The organism is Mucilaginibacter gracilis, from assembly GCF_003633615.1.
In the GTDB taxonomy this organism is placed as follows: domain Bacteria; phylum Bacteroidota; class Bacteroidia; order Sphingobacteriales; family Sphingobacteriaceae; genus Mucilaginibacter; species Mucilaginibacter gracilis.
In genome coordinates, this window is the sequence record NZ_RBKU01000001.1 from 2,734,649 (window position 1) to 2,754,979 (window position 20,331).

At 39.6% G+C, this 20,331-nt stretch carries 11 protein-coding genes; 10 read left to right on the forward strand and 1 reads right to left on the reverse strand.

The genetic code is table 11. The features are described from left to right. The first annotated feature begins 65 nt into the window (after positions 1-65). The 3 genes from rpoB to BDD43_RS11805 all read left to right on the forward strand — a co-directional run bounded on the left by rpoB (position 66) and on the right by BDD43_RS11805 (position 8,635). Positions 66-3,869, forward strand: a complete 3,804-nt coding sequence (rpoB, locus tag BDD43_RS11795) for a DNA-directed RNA polymerase subunit beta (protein WP_121197857.1) — start codon at positions 66-68, stop codon at positions 3,867-3,869. A 97-nt stretch (positions 3,870-3,966) separates the two neighbouring features. Beyond that, complete coding sequence (gene rpoC, locus BDD43_RS11800; protein ID WP_121197858.1) at positions 3,967-8,253, forward strand: DNA-directed RNA polymerase subunit beta'; 4,287 nt, start codon at positions 3,967-3,969, stop codon at positions 8,251-8,253. Positions 8,254-8,323: 70 nt separating this feature from the next. Next, positions 8,324-8,635 carry a DUF3467 domain-containing protein gene (locus BDD43_RS11805; protein WP_121197859.1) on the forward strand — a complete coding sequence of 104 codons (312 nt, stop codon included), beginning with the start codon at positions 8,324-8,326 and terminating at the stop codon, positions 8,633-8,635. A gap of 36 nt (positions 8,636-8,671) precedes the next feature. On the opposite strand, the gene BDD43_RS11810 is transcribed toward BDD43_RS11805, so the two are convergent. Beyond that, positions 8,672-11,329, reverse strand: coding sequence for a hypothetical protein (locus tag BDD43_RS11810; RefSeq protein ID WP_121197860.1), 2,658 nt, complete (start codon positions 11,327-11,329; stop codon positions 8,672-8,674). Positions 11,330-11,925: 596 nt separating this feature from the next. Here BDD43_RS11810 and BDD43_RS11815 point away from each other — a divergent pair. The 7 genes from BDD43_RS11815 to rfbH all read left to right on the forward strand — a co-directional run bounded on the left by BDD43_RS11815 (position 11,926) and on the right by rfbH (position 20,315). Next, the gene (locus tag BDD43_RS11815) at positions 11,926-12,699 is read left to right on the forward strand and encodes a polysaccharide biosynthesis/export family protein (RefSeq protein WP_121197861.1); all 774 of its coding nucleotides are present in this window, start codon (positions 11,926-11,928) and stop codon (positions 12,697-12,699) included. Positions 12,700-12,709: 10 nt separating this feature from the next. Then, the gene (locus BDD43_RS11820; RefSeq protein WP_121197862.1) at positions 12,710-15,163 is read left to right on the forward strand and encodes a GumC family protein; all 2,454 of its coding nucleotides are present in this window, start codon (positions 12,710-12,712) and stop codon (positions 15,161-15,163) included. A gap of 72 nt (positions 15,164-15,235) precedes the next feature. Continuing rightward, the gene (locus BDD43_RS11825) at positions 15,236-16,273 is read left to right on the forward strand and encodes a ferredoxin--NADP reductase (protein WP_121197863.1); all 1,038 of its coding nucleotides are present in this window, start codon (positions 15,236-15,238) and stop codon (positions 16,271-16,273) included. Positions 16,274-16,298: 25 nt separating this feature from the next. Next, entirely contained in the window at positions 16,299-17,069 is a 771-nt protein-coding gene (rfbF, locus tag BDD43_RS11830) for a glucose-1-phosphate cytidylyltransferase (protein WP_121197864.1), read from the forward strand. A gap of 3 nt (positions 17,070-17,072) precedes the next feature. After that, the gene (rfbG, locus tag BDD43_RS11835) at positions 17,073-18,161 is read left to right on the forward strand and encodes a CDP-glucose 4,6-dehydratase (protein WP_121197865.1); all 1,089 of its coding nucleotides are present in this window, start codon (positions 17,073-17,075) and stop codon (positions 18,159-18,161) included. Beyond that, a complete protein-coding gene (locus BDD43_RS11840; protein ID WP_121197866.1) occupies positions 18,158-19,060 on the forward strand; it encodes an NAD-dependent epimerase/dehydratase family protein in 903 nt (300 codons plus the stop codon). Before rfbG ends, BDD43_RS11840 begins: the two co-directional genes overlap by 4 nt. Then, on the forward strand, positions 19,050-20,315 hold the full coding sequence (gene rfbH / locus BDD43_RS11845; RefSeq protein WP_121197867.1) for a lipopolysaccharide biosynthesis protein RfbH: 1,266 nt from the start codon (positions 19,050-19,052) through the stop codon (positions 20,313-20,315). Before BDD43_RS11840 ends, rfbH begins: the two co-directional genes overlap by 11 nt. Positions 20,316-20,331: the final 16 nt, after the last annotated feature.

Below are 20,331 nucleotides of genomic sequence, written 5' to 3' on the forward strand. Positions count from 1 at the left end.
CAGACCTCAAATCTAAATACTCAAATCTATACCACAGTTTATTAATAAACTAAAATTATAATCCCTTGGCAAACAAAATTAATCAAAGAGTAAACTTTGCAACCAGCAGGAAAGTTTTGGAGTATCCCGACTTTTTGGATGTACAGTTACAGTCTTTCCAGGAATTTTTTCAATTACAAACTACTTCAGATAACCGTCATAAAGAAGGTTTATTTAAGGTGTTTGCCGAAAACTTTCCTATATCAGATTCAAGAAACATCTTTGTTTTGGAGTTTCTTGATTACTTTATTGATCCGCCACGATACGATATCCAGGAGTGTATTGAGCGTGGTTTAACACATAGCGTACCTTTAAAAGCAAAACTTCGCCTGTCGTGTAACGACGAGGAGCACGAAGATTTTGAAACAATTGTTCAGGATGTGTATTTGGGAACTATCCCTTATATGACACCTAAAGGAACATTTGTAATTAACGGCGCCGAACGTGTTATTGTATCACAGCTTCACCGTTCGCCGGGTGTATTTTTTGGACAAAGCCGCCACACTAACGGTACCAAGCTATACTCTGCCCGCGTTATTCCTTTTAAAGGCTCATGGATTGAGTTTGCTACAGACGTGAATAACGTAATGTATGCTTACATCGACCGTAAGAAAAAGTTCCCGGTTACTACCTTGCTACGTGCAATTGGTTACGATTCAGATAAAGACATTTTAGAATTATTTGAACTTGCCGACGAAGTAAAAGTAAGCAAATCTGGCTTAAAGAAATTTATTGGCCGTAAGCTTGCTGCAAGGGTGCTCAAAAAATGGGTGGAAGATTTTGTTGATGAAGATACCGGCGAGGTAGTTTCTATCGACCGTAACGAGATCATCCTTGAGCGCGAAACCGTTTTAGAAGACGACCATATTGATATGATTATCGATGCAGGTGTGAAAACTATCATCCTCAACAAGGAAGATGCTTCAACCAGCGGTGATTATACTATTATATATAACACCTTACAAAAGGATACTTCAAACTCAGAGAAAGAAGCGGTTGAGCACATCTACCGTCAATTACGTAACGCCGAACCACCTGATGAAGAAACAGCTCGTGGTATCATTGATCGTTTGTTCTTCTCCGATAAGAGGTATGATTTGGGCGATGTGGGCAGGTACCGCATCAACCGTAAATTAAAGTTAACTACGCCTAACGAGGTTAAGGTTTTAACTAAAGACGATATTATCGCTATTGTTAAATACTTAATTAAATTAATTAACTCCAAGGCCGAAGTTGATGATATTGATCACTTGTCAAACCGCCGTGTACGTACTGTTGGTGAGCAACTTTACGCACAATTTGGTGTTGGTTTGGCCCGTATGGCACGTACCATCCGCGAGCGTATGAACATACGCGACAACGAGGTATTTACACCTACCGATCTGATTAATGCACGTACACTATCATCTGTAATTAACTCGTTCTTCGGAACTAACCAGTTATCGCAGTTTATGGACCAAACCAATCCACTGGCAGAGATTACGCACAAGCGTCGTCTGTCAGCCCTTGGGCCCGGTGGTCTGTCACGTGAGCGTGCAGGTTTTGAGGTTCGCGACGTTCACTACACCCACTACGGTAGGTTGTGTACCATTGAAACTCCCGAAGGACCAAACATCGGTTTGATCTCTTCATTATGTATCCACGCAAAAATCAATAACCTTGGTTTTATCGAAACACCATATAAACGTGTTGCCGATGGTGTAGTGCAAATGCAGGAGCCGGTTGTTTACCTTTCTGCCGAAGATGAAGATGGCAAAACTATTGGCCAGGCTAATGCTGTATATGATGATAATGGTGTATTTAGCACCCCGCGTGTAAAAGCACGTTTTGAGGGCGATTTCCCGATTATCGAGCCAACCCGTTTGGATTATATGGATATTGCACCTAACCAAATCACGTCTATCGCGGCATCATTAATTCCGTTTTTGGAGCATGATGATGCTAACCGTGCGCTGATGGGGTCAAACATGCAACGCCAGGCCGTACCATTGTTACGTCCGGAAGCACCAATTGTTGGTACCGGGTTAGAAGGCCGCGTGGCTAAAGATTCGCGTACACTAATCAATGCCGAAGGCGATGGTGTGGTTGAATATGTTGATGCCAACGAAATCCGCATTAAATATGATCGTAACGAAGAAGACCGTTTGGTTTCTTTCGAAGGCGATAGCAAATCATACCGCTTAATCAAGTTCAAAAAAACCAATCAAAGTACTACCATCAACTTAAAACCTATTGTTAAAAAAGGTCAGCGTGTTGAAAAAGGGCAGGTGCTTTGCGAAGGTTATGCAACTCAGGATGGCGAATTAGCTTTAGGCCGTAACTTAAAAGTAGCTTTCATGCCTTGGCAGGGATTCAACTTTGAGGATGCGATTGTAATTTCTGAGCGCGTTGTATCACAAGATATTTTCACATCGCTTCACGTTGAAGAATTTGAACTGGAAGTACGTGATACCAAACGTGGCGAAGAAGAATTAACACCGGATATTCCTAACGTATCAGAAGAGGCTACTAAAGACCTTGACGAGAACGGTATCATCCGCGTAGGCGCCGAAGTTAAAGAAGGTGATATTTTGATCGGTAAAATCACTCCAAAAGGTGAGTCTGATCCTTCACCCGAAGAAAAACTGTTACGTGCCATATTTGGCGATAAAGCAGGTGATGTTAAAGATGCGTCTTTAAAAACACCTCCTTCAATTGCAGGTGTGGTTATTGATACTAAATTGTTTTCACGTGCCAAAAAAACCTCAAAGGCTGAAGAAAAAGCAGCTATTGACAAGTTGGATATCAAGCACGAAAAGGCAATTAAGGATTTAAAGAATACTTTAGTTGATAAATTATTCGAGATCGTTAACGGTAAAACTTCGCAAGGCGTTTATAATGTTTACAAAGAGTTATTGATAGCTAAGGGTGTTAAATTCACTCAAAAAATATTACTTGAATTAGAGTTTGCCAACATCAACCCAACAAAATGGACAACCGATGATGACAAAAACGATTTAATTAAGTTATTGCTGCATAACTACAACATTAAAGTTAACGAAGAACTGGGTGCTTACCGTCGCGATAAATTTGCAATCAGCGTAGGTGATGAGCTTCCATCGGGTATCGTTCAAATGGCTAAGGTTTACATCGCTAAAAAGCGTAAGCTTAAAGTTGGTGATAAAATGGCTGGCCGTCACGGTAACAAGGGTATCGTTGCACGTATTGTGCGTGATGAGGATATGCCTTTCCTTGAAGATGGAACCCCGGTTGATATTGTGTTAAACCCACTTGGTGTACCATCGCGTATGAACCTTGGGCAGATATACGAAACCGTTTTAGGTTGGGCAGGTAAAGAGCTTGGCGTTAAATTTGCTACTCCTATTTTTGATGGTGCAAGCCATACCGAAGTAGAAGAGTGGGTTACCAAAGCAGGCATACCCGAATCTGGCCGTACCTATTTATACAATGGGTTAACCGGCGATCGTTTCGATCAGCAAACCACGGTTGGTATAATTTACATGCTTAAATTAGGCCACATGGTTGATGATAAGATGCACGCACGTTCTATCGGGCCATACTCATTAATTACACAACAGCCATTGGGTGGTAAAGCCCAGTTTGGTGGTCAGCGTTTTGGTGAGATGGAGGTTTGGGCTCTTGAAGCATTCGGAGCGGCAAATATCCTGCAAGAAATCCTTACTGTTAAGTCGGATGATGTTGTGGGCCGTGCTAAAACCTACGAAGCTATTGTTAAAGGCGAAAATCTGCCAACACCATCTGTTCCCGAATCATTCAACGTATTGGTTCACGAATTAAGAGGTTTAGGTTTAGATATCACATTGGAATAATGATTGAATGAATGAATGATTGAATGAATGACAGGTTTATTCATTTGGTCACTCAATCATTCCATCACTCAATCCTTCAATCATTAAAAAAAGAGCTATGTCTTACAAAAAGGATAATAAAATCAAAAGTAACTTTACCACCATTACCATCAGTCTGGCCTCTCCGGAGTCTATACTGGAGCGGTCAAGTGGCGAAGTTTTAAAACCAGAAACCATCAACTACAGGACCTACAAGCCTGAACGCGATGGCTTATTCTGCGAGCGTATTTTCGGTCCGGTTAAAGATTATGAGTGCCATTGCGGTAAATACAAACGTATCCGTTATAAGGGTATCGTTTGCGATCGTTGCGGTGTTGAAGTAACCGAAAAGAAAGTACGTCGTGAGCGTATGGGACACATTAACCTGGTAGTTCCTGTTGCACACATCTGGTATTTCCGTTCATTGCCTAACAAAATCGGTTATTTACTGGGACTGCCTACTAAAAAACTCGATTTAATCATTTACTACGAAAGATACGTAGTAATACAAGCTGGTATTAAAGAAACTGATGGTATCCAAACTATGGATTTCCTTACAGAAGAAGAATACCTGGATATTTTAGATACCCTTCCTAAAGAAAACCAGTACCTTGACGACAAAGACCCTCAAAAGTTTGTTGCCAAAATGGGTGCCGAAGCTTTGGAAGAGTTATTGAAACGTCTTGACCTGGATCAGCAGTCTTACGATTTGCGCCACCAGGCCGCTAACGAAACTTCACAACAACGTAAAAACGAAGCCTTAAAACGTTTACAGGTTGTTGAAGCTTTCCGCGATGCTAAAACACGTATCGAAAACAACCCGGAATGGATGATCGTGAAAATCGTTCCTGTAATTCCGCCGGAATTACGTCCGTTGGTTCCATTGGAAGGTGGCCGTTTTGCTACTTCCGATTTGAACGATTTATATCGCCGTGTAATTATCCGTAACAATCGTTTAAAACGTTTGATCGAGATCAAAGCTCCCGAAGTAATTTTACGTAACGAAAAACGTATGTTGCAGGAAGCTGTCGACTCTTTATTTGATAACTCACGTAAAGTTAACGCTGTAAAAACCGAAGGTAACCGTGCTTTAAAATCTCTTTCAGACATCCTGAAAGGTAAACAAGGCCGTTTCCGTCAAAACTTATTAGGTAAACGTGTTGATTACTCGGCCCGTTCGGTAATTGTTGTAGGCCCAAGCCTTAAATTGCACGAATGCGGTTTACCTAAAGATATGGCTGCCGAATTATTTAAACCATTCATCATTCGTAAAATGATTGAGCGTGGTGTAGTAAAAACGGTAAAATCGGCCAAAAAAATTGTCGACCGTAAAGATCCCTTAGTTTGGGATATTTTGGAAAACGTATTGAAGGGACACCCGGTATTACTAAACCGTGCGCCTACGCTGCACAGGTTAGGTATCCAGTCGTTCCAGCCAAAACTAATTGAAGGTAAAGCTATCCAGTTGCACCCTTTAACCTGTACGGCCTTCAACGCGGATTTTGACGGTGACCAGATGGCAGTTCACGTACCGCTTGGTAACGCTGCAATTTTGGAAGCCCAAATATTGATGCTTGCTTCGCACAACATTTTGAACCCGGCTAATGGTACGCCAATTACTGTTCCTTCGCAGGATATGGTTTTGGGTCTGTATTACATTACAAAGGGCCGCAAAACTGATGAAGCCAGGGTGATGAAAGGCCAGGGCTTAAGCTTTTACTCTCCGGAAGAAGTTATTATAGCTTATAACGAGAAAAAGTTAGACCTGCACGCATTCATCAAAGTTAAAGTAAACGTTAAAGAGCGCGATGGCAGCATCGTAAATAAATTAACCGATACTACTGTTGGCCGTGTATTGTTTAACCAGCATGTACCGGTAGAAGTAGGTTACATTAACGAATTGCTGACCAAAAAGTCACTGCGTGATATTATCGGTACCGTAGTTAAGGTAACTGGTATGGCTCGCGCAGCTCAGTTTTTGGATGATATTAAAGAATTAGGTTTCCAAATGGCTTTCCGTGGTGGTTTGTCGTTTAACCTGAAAGATTTGAATATCCCTGCCGAAAAGGTAACCCTGATTGAACAGGCAACTAAAGAAGTTGAAGAGGTAATGAACAACTATAACATGGGTTTCATTACCAACAACGAGCGTTACAACCAAATTATTGACGTTTGGACACGTATTAACAACCGTTTAACTGCAAACGTGATGGAAATACTGTCTACCGATAATCAAGGTTTCAACTCGGTTTACATGATGCTTGATTCGGGTGCCCGTGGTTCTAAAGAACAGATCAGGCAGTTGGCCGGTATGCGTGGATTGATGGCGAAACCGCAAAAATCAGGTTCAGGTGGTGAGATTATCGAAAACCCTATCCTTTCAAACTTTAAAGAAGGTTTGTCGGTATTAGAATATTTTATCTCTACTCACGGTGCTCGTAAAGGTTTGGCGGATACGGCTTTGAAAACGGCTGATGCTGGTTACTTAACCCGTCGTTTACATGATGTGGCTCAGGATATGATCGTTGGCGATACCGATTGCGGTACCCTGCGCGGTATTTATACCACAGCGTTAAAAGATAACGAGGATATTGTTGAACCATTATACGACCGTATTTTAGGCCGTACCACATTACACGATGTTTACGATCCGTTAACCAACGAATTGCTGGTTTCTGCCGGTGAGGATATTGAAGAGGAAATAGCCCGTAAAATTCAAAACTCTCCTTTAGAGGGTATCGAAATACGCTCGGTATTAACCTGCGAAAGCAAACGTGGCGTATGCGCCTTATGTTATGGCCGTAACCTTGCAAGCGGTAAACGCGTGCAAATGGGCGAGGCTGTAGGTGTAATTGCCGCACAGTCTATCGGTGAGCCGGGTACGCAGTTAACCTTACGTACATTCCACGTGGGTGGTACCGCATCAAACATCGCGGCCGAATCTCAAATCAACGCTAAGTTTGAAGGTATCATTGAATTTGAAAACGTTCGTACAGTAGCTTATCAAACCGAAGACGGTTTGGTTGATGTGGTTCTTGGCCGTTCGGGCGAGTTCCGTATCATCGAAGAAGGTACAAACAAAGTTATCGTAAGTAATAACATTCCTTACGGTTCATACCTGTACGCTAAAGACGGCAGCAAAATTCACAAAGGCGACCGTATCTGTTCATGGGATCCGTACAATGCGGTAATTATCTCCGAATTTGCAGGTAAAGCACAGTTTGAAGCTATTTTAGACGGTATTACTTTCCGTGAAGAATCTGACGAGCAAACCGGTCACCGTGAAAAGGTAATTATCGATACCAGGGATAAAACAAAAAACCCTGTTATCCAGATAACCGAAAAAGGTGTGGTTGTTAAAGGATATAACATCCCGGTTGGCGCGCACATCGCGGTTGACGAGGGTGAGAAAATCCAAACCGGACAGATCATTGCTAAAATACCGCGTTCAACAGGTAAAACCCGAGATATTACAGGTGGTTTGCCACGTGTAACCGAATTGTTTGAAGCACGTAACCCATCTAACCCGGCCGTAGTGACCGAGATTGATGGTGTGGTAACTTTAGGCGGTGTGAAACGTGGTAACCGTGAAATGACCATCGAATCTAAAGACGGTCAGATCAAGAAATACTTGGTTCCATTGTCTAAACACATCCTGGTTCAGGATAACGACTTCGTGAAGGCCGGTATGCCACTTTCCGACGGATCTATCTCTCCGGCTGATATTTTGGCTATCAAAGGCCCCGCAGCCGTACAAGAATACCTGGTTAATGGTATACAAGAAGTTTACCGTTTGCAAGGTGTGAAAATCAATGATAAGCACTTTGAGGTGATTGTTCACCAGATGATGCAGAAGGTAACCATTGAAGATGCCGGCGATACCCGCTTCCTTGAAAAAGAAGCAGTTAACTCATGGGATTTCATGGTAGAAAACGACGATATTTTTGATAAGAAAGTTGTTGTTGAACCAGGCGATTCAAACAACCTGAAAGCTGGTCAAATCGTATCGGTAAGGAAACTCAGAGATGAGAACTCTATCCTGAAACGTAAAGATCAGAAACTGGTTGAGGTGAGAGATGCTATTGCTGCAACCTCAAGCCCGATGCTGCAAGGTATTACCCGTGCATCATTAGGTACCAAATCGTTTATGTCTGCCGCATCGTTCCAGGAAACCACCAAGGTACTTAACGAAGCCGCCATAGCCGGTAAGATTGACAGAATGCTTGGTTTGAAAGAAAACGTAATTGTTGGACACTTGATCCCATCCGGAACAGGTTTAAGAATATACGACAACATCCGTGTAGGTTCGAAAGAAGAATTCGACCGCCTGATGGCTTCCAAAACCGAAGAAGAAGTAGAAGCATAATTAAGCTTCATAAAATAAACTTTACAAAGTCCTCTCTTTTAAGAGAGGACTTTTTTATTTTTATGCCGCTATGACAGATCAAAATGAAAACCAGATCAATATTGAGTTATCGGAAGAGATCGCCGAAGGGATTTATTCAAACCTGGCCATCATCACCCATTCCAACTCCGAATTTGTGGTCGACTTTATCCGCCTCATGCCCGGCGTACCCAAAGCCCGCGTAAAATCGCGGATCATACTAACGCCCGAACACGCCAAAAGGCTATTAACCGCCCTAAGCGACAACATCGAAAAATTTGAAGCCATCAACGGGCGGATAAAAATACAAGATGACCCAACGGGCTTCCCAATGAATTTTGGTGGGACTGTAGGGCAGGCGTAAGAGATGCATGTTCAACAGCCGAATATTGCAACTACGTTAATACCAGGTTGATGTTGCAGCATCAAAAACAAGTTTTATCATAGCGCCGGCAGATACGGCGTCGGGGCTGTATCCTATATTCCCGTTAATAATTTTAACATTTTTTACCGGTTTTGTAAACTTGATGGTTATTTCATCATTGTTTTTCGGCCGGTCCGGAAGTTTTAAGTTTATGGTAGAAACGTAATTTTTAGGAGCTATTATGTTATACTCATTATTGAGCAGGGTAATGGTTGAATTTTCTGCGGCATCCAGGATAGCGTGATTGATGAATTTATAAATCGCCTGCCATTTGCCCGGCGTGCCCGCCTCAGTACAAATCCATCCTATTGAACTATTGGCCATTGGGTCATTATTATAAACAATATCCCCTATATCCCAATTTAGAGATTTGGGTACATCCTGTTGGTATGAAGTACGTGGTATTTCCCACCATTTACCCTTAGCGTAGTATTTAATTCGTTCTGTATTTTCCGAAAGATAGATGTCGCTTTCTACATCAGGTAACGCTGTGGCCGCGCTGCCTGTAATATCGGTTTTATGCGGTATAGAAAGCCGTCCATAAATACGTACCATATCTTCATTAGCCGACCAATAATTTTTAAACTCTTTGGTTTGTCCCGCAGGTGGATTAACATAAGCAGCCATGGGCTTCTGGCTTATTAGTTGTGAAAAAAATTGGAGGGTTATATTTTCGTTGGTTGTGATGTTTTGTATTCTAATCCTCAAATTGCCTTCCACCTTAATGTCCGATGCAAATAGTGATACACAAATAGGTTGTGATGATGTTGAACTTTTTACAGCCATTTCAAATTGGTCATATACCACTCCCGAAGACGAATTTTCCAGACTGATTTTGAAAGATGCGTTTCCGGTTGCGGTTAATACCGCTTGATATACGGATGGAGTTGTGGTGTTAAAATTTATGGCCGGAATATCCTGGTATATTCCGCTTAACGGAGCGATGCAGATTACCCGCGAATTGGGTGATGAAGAAATATCTGCTGCCCCGGGGCCCCCATACCCCTGCAATAATGGAAAATTTAGTACTTGTCCGGTATGTATCCAAGGGGCGGGAGCCACTATATTTGTTCCAAACTTAGTTCCAAAATCAGGATAAATCAGCAAGTTTGAAGGAATACCAGGTGATTCCCATACCGAAGCCCCAATTGTTTCTCTCTTTCCCAAACTACCTATTGAAGGTAAAATGCTCGATTTATTTAATTTAATAGGTGCCCCGGTAATGGTTTTTGCTCCAGGGTTTATTTTAAGAAAATTGCAATCACTAAATTCCATTCCGCCAGAGGGATTTGCGGGTAGGTTGCTAAACATGTTAGGGCCACTTAAAGTACAATATTTAAATCGGAATGTTGTACCGCTATTTTTTGATAAATTGGTTTCAAAAAAATTATTTTCAACGTTAACAAGAATGAAGCTGCAAGCGGTAAAGATATACTGATAAGCTCCGCCGCCACCCGTTGATGATAAGAATGGATTTAATTTACTCGATCTCATTCCAGAAAACTGAACATTATTAAAAGAAATAGGGGTATTTTGGTCATACGATCCTGTACATTGATGAGATACCACCGTGTTGCATGTTTCTATTCTTCCTCCGTCAAAAATAGCCTCTCCGCTTACCCCGTTATTAATTAAATAGGTATATCCCGTTTTAGTTGTCAGTCCGCTTGCCTCAAAGTCAATAACATGGATTCCGTAGCCCAAATTACCTCCGCCAATTTCAAAACAGGCACCGTTATTTCTAATGAGGGCTCCACAATGCAAAAAAACATGGTTGTAAGATTGCCCTGATTTTTCGTCCATGAAGAAGAAACGATCAACATTTACTGCGGTGCATTTTTCAAACGTTACAAATTCTCCATTTGCCAGGTCACCCGAAATAATTCCATATCCGCATTTGGTGTTTTCGCACCTTATGCCCTTCAACATATGTTGGCTAAAGCCTATAGTCTCAAAAAGAAAGCCGTATTCTGCACCATCTACATTCTGGCAATCAAGTGAAAAATCCTCATAACTGCCAAAATACCATGCTGATTGTTTTATGCGAAGAATAGCTTTAGCTTGTCCTTCTAAAACTATTTTCGTCCCATTTGTTCCAACACCTACGCCTGCTCCCGGGGCGTCACCGCGTATTTTAAAAGATGAATTCTTACCGCTTTGTTTAGTACTGTATCCAACATCGAGTGTTTTAGTGATTTTGTAATAGCCCTTTGCTATATAGCCATTAGCTCCAAAAGACACTACATAATTAATAAAAGCCTGAAGGCTTTCTGTCTCGTCAGCTTTGCCATCGCCAACGGCACCAAACCATTTCGCATTAACTTCGCCTGTAAAATTTCGCTTATAATAGTATCCCGATGGACCGGGCAAATAAATAGCTTGATAGCCCAAGTCTGTTTGTTTTAAAGTTCCTTTAAAAAGTTCCCATATGCTACCGTCCCAAATAAAAGATTTTTTCGTAATAAATAGTGCCTGGTTTGACGAAGTAAGAAACGGGATGTTTTCTAAACCGGTTTTTATTGTATCAATAGGCAACTTATTGTTATTTCGCTCCAACTTATTAAAGTTTGCCCGTACAATTAGCGGAACAAAAATTACTAGCAATATAAGTGATAGATTTTTTTTTATTTTCATAGCGGCGAATAATTGGTATTCGAATTAATTAATACGTTGTAGAATGATTGGTTCATTGCAATAATCAACACCCCGATCAATCAACAAAGAAATTATAAAGTTCATGCATCAAATTAATAAATTTATAAAAAAAGCTCATATATTTGTGCAATAATGCATTTTAAAAATAAAAATTTAGTTTATTAGCAATTAGTTAATTATTGAAGATTGTTTAAACTAATGGTTTAATAGGATAAGTTAATAAATATACTTGTTTAAAAGTTATTGATATAAAAATTCTTAAAACGCCAAATATTAAGTTAAAGTGTTATTTTTTTAATTTTAAGAGTGCCAATTTTTAAAAGATAGCTCCGAACTTTAAATGAATAGTATGCGTAATCTTAATTATTTAAAATGGCGATAATTTAAGGTCAAAAGTGCCCTTAATAACTTGAATGCAGAAAAATACAACTAAATAGTTGTTGTAATTAATTATATTTAATTCAATACTGATTATAAATTTTTAAAAAAATTGCATTCTTAATATAATAATTATACATTTATTGCAATAAACTAAAGGGGCTGTAGATAGATGCACTTAGAGAACATCAAATAATATGAAAAGAACACCTAACTATTTTTTTGTCCTTTTTTTAGGATTAGCAATATTGAATTCCTGTGTAAGCGGTAAGAAACTAAGTTATTTTAACAACATTGTTAGAGATAGTGTTGCTCCAATCAATCTTCCTGATCTTGCAAACAGGATAGATAAAAATGATATCTTGCAAGTAAATATTTCGAGTTTCGATGATGTGACAACAAAGATATATGGTGCATCTGCAGGCAATGTTACTAGTACCGGCAGTGTTATGAACGGATACCTGGTTGGTAGTAAAGGAACGATTAATTTACCTCTTATTGGCACTATAAAAGCTGAAGGGCTAACCGATGATGAACTTGCTGATTTAATTGTTAGTCAACTTGTGTCAAAGAAATTTGCAGTCGATCCGGTGGTAACGGTAAAAGTGCTTAATTATAAGGTAACCATTTTGGGTGAGGTAAACCACCCCGGTGTAATACCAGTTCTCAATGAGAGAATGACGCTCCCCGAGGCACTGGGTTTAGTGGGCGACCTAACTCCGTTTGGTAAGCGAGGTACAGTATTATTGATCAGAGAAAAAGATGGTAAGCGAATATTTAAAAGGTTTAGTTTAAATGACAGCCAATTATTGGATAATGAATTTTTTTATCTGCAAAACAAAGATATAATTTATGTTGAGCCAAATAATGCTAAAGCTGCGTTGTCAGATCGCACTACTCAATTATTGCCAATAGTATTAAGTGCACTGTCGTTGGTTGTTATTATTTTCTCACAGATCTTTAAAAGATAATTTTATTTAAATGAATAGTAATATTGATCAACAAGATATATCCGGTTCTCTGGAAAGAGAGGAATCAAGTAATTTTTTAAAAAATATCACCTATCGGTATGTGCCCTATTGGCCGGTGTTTGTTTTAGCTATGCTTCTTTCTGTTCTTGCATCATGGATTTATCTCCATTATCAAACTCCTATTTTTGAAGCTAATGCGTCTATCTTATTAAAAGACGACAAATCTAACGAACAAGGGTCAAACATATTAGAAGCCTTAAATATATCGGGTTCAAAAAAGAATGTTCAAAACGAACTTGAAGTTTTGAAGTCGCGAACGCTTATGCGCCAGGTTGTGACTGAGATGGGGCTATATGCTCAGGTTTATCAAAAAGGTAATGTTCGGGATATCGTTACGTTCCCGTCAAGCCCCGTTAATTTTATAGCTCTAAACCCCGAAACAATAGCTAGCTCAACAATAATACCCATTAAGTATCTATATCGGGAAAAGTTAGTTGTATTAAACGGAGTAAAATATCCTCTTAGTGTGCCGGTTAAAACACCCTACGGTATTTTTCGAATAAATCCAGCGCCATTAGATTCTAACGCAACTACTCCGTTAGAGAAAGGGAATTCAACACTGTACCTTAAATTGAGCCCGGTTAAATCGGTAGCCAGGGGTTTTTTGGGTGCCTTAAGTGTTTCGTCTAATTCAAAAGAATCTTCGGTTATTACTTTGAAGATGACTGATCCAAACCCTAAGCGTGCTGAGGCAGTTCTAAATAATCTTATCCGGGTTTATACCAAGGCCGGCGTAAACGATAAAAACGCCATTACCACAAACACTTATGGCTTTGTTCAGGATCGATTACGCATAGTAACCGGCGAACTTTCTAAAGTGGAAAACGATATTCAGTTTTATAAGTCAAAAGAGGGTATTGTGGATATGTCCGAAGAAGGGAGATTGTTTTTAACCAGTGTACAGGCTAATGATCTTAAACTTTCTGAAATACAAATCCAATTAAATGTTCTCGACCAAGTTGAGAGGTACGTTGTAAATAAAGGCGATCAGCCAGGTACCGTTCCTGCTACCCTTGGCATTTCCGATCCTTTACTATTACAGTTAATTGATAAGTTATATAATGCGGAGTTAGAATTAGATCGCCTACGTAAAACTTCCGGTGAGAATTCTCCGTCAGTACAATCTATTCGTAATCAAATTGCGCAAATTAAACCCAGTTTGCAAGAGAATTTGAAAACACTTCGTCAAAATTTAATAATCACCAAAAATAGACTTCAAACCGAAAGCAGTAAATTTAACTCGCTTTTAAAAACAATACCAGGCAAGGAGCGTGCTTTATTAGAAATAAGCCGCGAACAAATTATTAAGAGTGGCATTTATTCATTCCTGTTACAAAAACGCGAGGAAACGGCATTGTCTTTAGCATCTACTGTGGCTGACAATCGTTTGATTGACCAAGCTGAAAGTGGAACCGGACCTATTAAGCCTATTCCATTCAATATCTATTTACTTGGAATATCTGTCGGGATAATAGCATCAATTCTTTTTGTGTTGATCAGAGAGCAATATAACAAAGAGGTTCTTTTTAGAGCCGAAATAGAGCGAACTACAAGTACCCCGGTGTTGGCTGAGATTTTATTTGATGAAAGCGGTGACGCTGTTGTTGTAAAAGATGGGAAGCGAACTGTTATTGCCGAACAATTTAGAGCATTGCGTACCTCTTTAAATTATATAGGAATCAGTCAGGAAAAGAAATGCATTTTAATGACATCGTCTATATCAGGTGAGGGAAAGAGTTTCATGGCTATAAATTTGGCTGCAACATTAACACTCACCGGTAAGAAAGTTGCTTTGCTCGAATTCGATTTACGTAAGCCTAAAATTACTCAAACTTTAAATTTACCTAAAGAAAGGGGTTTGACAGAATATTTAGCAGGGTTGGTAAGTATTGAAGATATTGCCCGGCCTGTAAATGAAATCCCTAACTTATCTGTATTTTCGGCTGGTGCAGTTCCTCCAAACCCTACAGAATTGATTCTCAACGGGCGATTGGATGTGATGATAGCCCAATTGAAACATGATTATGACTATGTTATTATCGATTCGCCGCCGGTTGGCCTTGTTACCGATGCTAAATTGTTAAATACTTACAGTGACGCTTGTTTATATATGGTACGTCACGATCACACACCTAAGGTTTACTTAAAGATGATCGATGAACTTCATCATAACGGCGACCTTACTAACATGAATATCGTGTTTAACGGCTTAAAACCGAGAGGTGTAATCGGCTATGGTTACGGTAAGGGCTATGGTTCAGGGTATGGCTATGGCTATGGTTACGGGTATGGTTACGGATATGGCTACGGGTATGGTAGTTACGGCGGCTACACCGAAGATGTACCTAAACGTAAGTCTAAAAAAACATTTACATCTACCTTAAAGAAATTCTTCGGTCAATAAGGTGTCCATTAAACGTTAGTTTAATTCACCAATGTTTTGTTAGTACATTTAAATACTTTTAGTTGCTTTAAAATGATTACCTATACACTTAAAATTGAGGCCTTGCGTCAGGAAACTTCTGATACAGTTACCATCTGTTTTAAGCAGCCAGGTTTAAAAAAAGTAAAATATCGGGCCGGGCAATATTTAACGTTGATTTTTCGCATAAATGGAAGAAGATATATCCGCCCATATTCATTTTCGTCGTCGCCCGGTATTGATCCTTTTCTGGAGGTTACCATAAAGCGTGTTCCCGGCGGGGTTGTATCTAACCATATTTTAGATACTGTGAATGTAGGTGATATGGTTGAGGTGATGCCACCTATGGGCGATTTTGTTGTGGATGAAAGCACACTCAATTCCGAGAGCCAAATTGTTATATGGGGGGCTGGCAGTGGTATAACTCCTTTATATTCTATTGCCAAATACGCTTTAGAGGTGTTGAAAGTACCAGTAACGTTAGTTTATGGTAATAGAGATTTTGAATCAGTAATCTTTTTAAAACAAATTAAGGCACTTCAAGAAAAATTCTCTGATTTATTCACTGTTTGGCATTTTCATACGCAACTTGTTGTTGAAAAGGAGCATCCAAACGTTATTCAGGGTCGCATTAGTTCGGATAAGGTATTAGCCGTAATGAACAATATGAGCAGTATTGAAAAATCGTATCATTATATATGCGGCCCAACCGGGTTAAAAGAGTCCGTGAAAAGCGCTTTAAAGCAATTGGGCGTCAATGACGATTTTATCTTTTCTGAAGACTTTGAGATAGTTAAGGACGAGAAAGATTTCGAAAATATTATAACCCGGTCTGTTACTTTTCACCAAAATGGGCAGAGCACAACTGTTGAAGTTGTTAAAGGTAAAAGTATATTAGAGGCTGGCTTAGATACTAACATAGAGCTTCCTTATTCCTGCCAAACGGGCAGTTGTTCGGTTTGCAAAGCACTTATTACAAACGGGGAAGTAAAGCAAATCGGTATGAAAAACCGACCGGCGGATTTGAAGCCAAATGAGTTTTTACTTTGTTGCGCACACCCTTTAACTAACGATGTTGAAATTTACGTTTAATATATTAATCTTATAATCCTTACCAATGAAAGTAGTATTATTAGCAGGTGGTCTTGGTACCCGGTTGTCTGAAGAAACCACCTTAAGACCCAAACCAATGGTTGAAATAGGTGGTATGCCAATTTTATGGCACATCATGAAAATATATTCGTCATATGGTTTTAATGATTTTGTTGTTTGCCTGGGATACAAAGGTTATGTGGTAAAGGAATATTTTGCTAATTATTTTCTACATAAATCGGATGTGACTATTAATATGAGCGACAATTCTATTAAGGTACATGATTCTCAGGCCGAACCCTGGAAGATCACTTTGGTGGATACCGGTAATGAATCAATGACAGGGGGGCGTATAAAAAGGATACAACCACATATTGGAAACGAGCCTTTCTTGCTAACATATGGCGATGGTGTAGGAGATGTAGATATAAAAAAACTGGTTGAATTTCATCAGGCTAACGGCAAATATTGTACAGTTACTTCGGTGCAGCCATCTGGGCGTTTCGGTGCTTTAAATTTAACCGAAAACGATATTGTGCATTCATTTATGGAAAAACCAAAAGGCGATGGTGCCTGGATAAATGGAGGTTTTTTTGTTTGTGAACCGTCGGTATTTGATTACATAGAAGGCGATAGTACCATTTGGGAAAAAGAGCCAATGGAACAAATTGCATCCGAAGGACAGATGGTTGCATTTAAACACTCCGGATTTTGGAAGCCGATGGACACGTTAAGAGATAAACAAGAATTAGAGAATGATTGGGCGCTGGGAAAAGCTAAATGGAAAAACTGGTAATTTATGAGTTTCGCAAATAGTTATAACGGAAAAAAAGTATTATTAACTGGTCATACAGGCTTTAAGGGATCTTGGATGGCCATTTGGCTCAAATCTCTTGGTGCCGAAGTTTATGGCTATGCCTTAGCTCCATATTCTGATATGGATAACTTTGTTACCTGTAATTTAGCAGCAGAAATCCATCATAAAGAAGCTGATGTTAGAGATGGTGAATCTCTAAAAAAATATTTTAATGAGGTTCAGCCCGATATTGCTTTTCACTTAGCCGCTCAACCACTGGTGTTGTTATCCTATGTTGATCCTGTTGGCACATTTGAGAGTAACTTAATGGGTGCTGTCAATTTTTTTGAGGCGGTAAGAGCCACACCTTCTGTTAAGGTGGCCATTAATATTACAAGCGATAAATGCTATGATAACCAGGAATGGGTGTGGGGATATCGTGAAAATGATCCAATGGGCGGTAAAGACCCATATAGCGCTTCAAAGGGATGTTCGGAGCTGATTACCAATTCTTACCATCATTCGTTCTTTAGTCATGGCGATACTGCTCTTATTGCGTCTGGCCGGGCCGGAAACGTAATTGGTGGCGGTGATTGGGCAGAAAACAGGATAGTTCCTGATTACTACAGGGCTGTTAAAGCCGGCCAAAAGTTAATGATCAGAAATCCGCATGCAACCCGCCCCTGGCAGCATGTATTAGAGCCATTAAGTGGTTATCTAAACCTGGGTGCCAAATTGTTAAATGAAGGCCGGAAGTTTACCGGCGGATGGAATTTTGGGCCTGAGGATACGTCAAACTATTCGGTTAAAGAGTTGATTGATAAAATTTTGCTGATTGATTCTACAGGAGGGTACGAAACGCCCGAACTTATTCAAAAGCCTCACGAAGCCAATTTGTTAAAACTTGATATCTCAAAAGCAGTTAATTATTTACACTGGCATCCCGCGTTAACATTTGACGAAACGGTTGAGTTTACAGTAAACGGATATCTGGATGACTTGTCGGGAAAGGATATTTTGGAGAAACGGAAAGCGCAAATAGAAAAATATACCCAAAAAGCATTTGGTAAAAAAATTGCCTGGTCACAATGAAAAAAATATTACTAACTGGTGCAAATGGATTTGTTGGAAGTCATATCTTGAAGTTACTTATTGAAAAGGGTTACTTTCCTGTGGCTCTGTTGAGGTCAACTTCAAATTTGTGGCGGATAGCACATTTAAGAAACAGTTTTGATGTTTTTATTTCAGACGATCATATAAGTGATTTACCAAAGTTATTTGATAAATATAAAATTGATGCTGTAATACACACAGCCACGGAATATGGAAGGCATACACCCCTTTCAAAAATATTACAAACAAACGTGATTTTTCCATTACAACTTATCGAGTCGGGTAGTAGAAAAGGGTTAGATTTATTTATCAATACAGATACGTTTTTTGGAAAAAAGCAATTTAATTTGAGCTATTTAAACGATTATACTACTTCAAAAAGAGTTTTAGAAAGTTTGCTTACCAACCTTTCGTCTCAATTAAAAGTTGTAAACCTTAGAATAGAACATGTATTTGGAGAAAGTGATGATGAACAAAAATTTGTTACATCTATATTAAAGCAAACTATTCAAAATTCGGATGAGATCTTATTAAGTGAAGGCTTGCAAAAAAGAGATTTTATATATGTAAAAGATGTTGCCGATGCTTATATCAACATATTAGAAAATTCAGGGTTATCACAGGGCTTTCAGGAATACGAAGTAGGTACAGGCGAGTCAATAAGTATCAAAGAACTTGTTACAAAAATTGCAACCGCTACACAATCTAAAACAAAACTTTGTTTTGGTGCTATTCCTGGTCGGAGTGGAGAAATTGAGGATTCGAAAGCTAATAATGTATCCCTTAAAAACATCGGCTGGCAGCCAAAATATACTTTGGATGCGGCTTTAACAGAAATGATATTAACAGAGAAAAACAGATTTACAAATGAAAATTGATTTCGATTTAACCACGTTTAAAAAAAGTATTCCCGGAGTTAATTATATCCCGGTAACTGGTAAAATTATCGAGGAAGATGATTTATTGCTTGGAATGGAAGCCGTGGCTGATGGCTGGTTAACCGCCGGCAGGTTTGCAAATGCTTTTGAAAAAGAGTTTGCCGAATATTTTGGCCGTACCAAATCTCTACTGGTAAACTCGGGCTCATCGGCAAATTTAGTAGCTTTTTATGCATTAACGTCGCCTAAATTAGGCGATAGGGCAATTAAACCTGGTGATGAGGTGATAACCGTTGCGGCAGGTTTTCCAACAACGGTTAACCCAATTGTGCAATTTGGTGCAATACCCGTATTTGTTGATGTTGATGTTGCTACACACAACGTAAAAGCCGACCTTATAGAAGCTGCCGTTTCGCCAAAAACAAAGGCAATTATGATAGCGCATTCATTAGGAAATCCTTTTGATCTGGATGAGGTGATGCGTATCGCAAAAAAATATAACCTTTGGGTTGTAGAAGATGATTGCGATTCGTTAGGTGCAACTTACAAGGGCCAAAAAACCGGAACCTTTGGTGATATTGCTACTTTTTCTTTTTACCCGGCTCACCATATCACAATGGGCGAGGGTGGTGCAGTTTTAATTAATAACCCGGAGCTTGGTAAAATTGCCGAGAGTTTTAGGGATTGGGGGCGCGATTGCTATTGCGAGCCCGGTAAAGATAATACTTGCGGTTGCCGCTTTTCGCAGCAATTAGGATCGTTACCTTTTGGTTACGACCATAAATATACCTATTCTCATATCGGTTTCAATTTAAAGGTTACTGATATGCAGGCTGCCATAGGGTTATCGCAACTAAGAAAATTAGATCGTTTTGTTGAAAAAAGACGGCAGAACTTCAAAGCTCTTTACGCGAGAATGAAAGAATTTGAAGATGTTTTTATCCTGCCAGAAACAACACCTAATAGTGACCCATCTTGGTTTGGTTTTTTGCTTACCCTGCGAGAAGGTGATGCCGCCGACAGGCATATGTTGGTACAACACCTGGAAGAAAATAAAATAGGTACTAGGCTGTTATTTGCCGGTAATTTATTACGCCAGCCAGCCTATGCCGGCGTTGAGCATCGCGTTGTAGGCAGCCTCCAAAATACCGATACCATCATGAATCAATCATTTTGGTTAGGTGTATGGCCAGGATTGGACGAAACACATTACGATTATATTGCTGATGTGATTAGAAAATACATAAACAGTTAAAGCAGATAATATTTAT

Coding starts and splice junctions, on each gene's coding strand:
- BDD43_RS11815 (WP_121197861.1), top strand. CDS start 11,926: ATGAAAAGAACACCTAACTATTTTTTTGTCCTTTTTTTAGGATTAGCA.
- BDD43_RS11840 (WP_121197866.1), top strand. CDS start 18,158: ATGAAAAAAATATTACTAACTGGTGCAAATGGATTTGTTGGAAGTCAT.
- BDD43_RS11820 (WP_121197862.1), top strand. CDS start 12,710: ATGAATAGTAATATTGATCAACAAGATATATCCGGTTCTCTGGAAAGA.
- rfbG (WP_121197865.1), top strand. CDS start 17,073: ATGAGTTTCGCAAATAGTTATAACGGAAAAAAAGTATTATTAACTGGT.
- rpoC (WP_121197858.1), top strand. CDS start 3,967: ATGTCTTACAAAAAGGATAATAAAATCAAAAGTAACTTTACCACCATT.
- BDD43_RS11810 (WP_121197860.1), bottom strand. CDS start 11,329: ATGAAAATAAAAAAAAATCTATCACTTATATTGCTAGTAATTTTTGTT.
- rfbH (WP_121197867.1), top strand. CDS start 19,050: ATGAAAATTGATTTCGATTTAACCACGTTTAAAAAAAGTATTCCCGGA.
- rfbF (WP_121197864.1), top strand. CDS start 16,299: ATGAAAGTAGTATTATTAGCAGGTGGTCTTGGTACCCGGTTGTCTGAA.
- BDD43_RS11805 (WP_121197859.1), top strand. CDS start 8,324: ATGACAGATCAAAATGAAAACCAGATCAATATTGAGTTATCGGAAGAG.
- BDD43_RS11825 (WP_121197863.1), top strand. CDS start 15,236: ATGATTACCTATACACTTAAAATTGAGGCCTTGCGTCAGGAAACTTCT.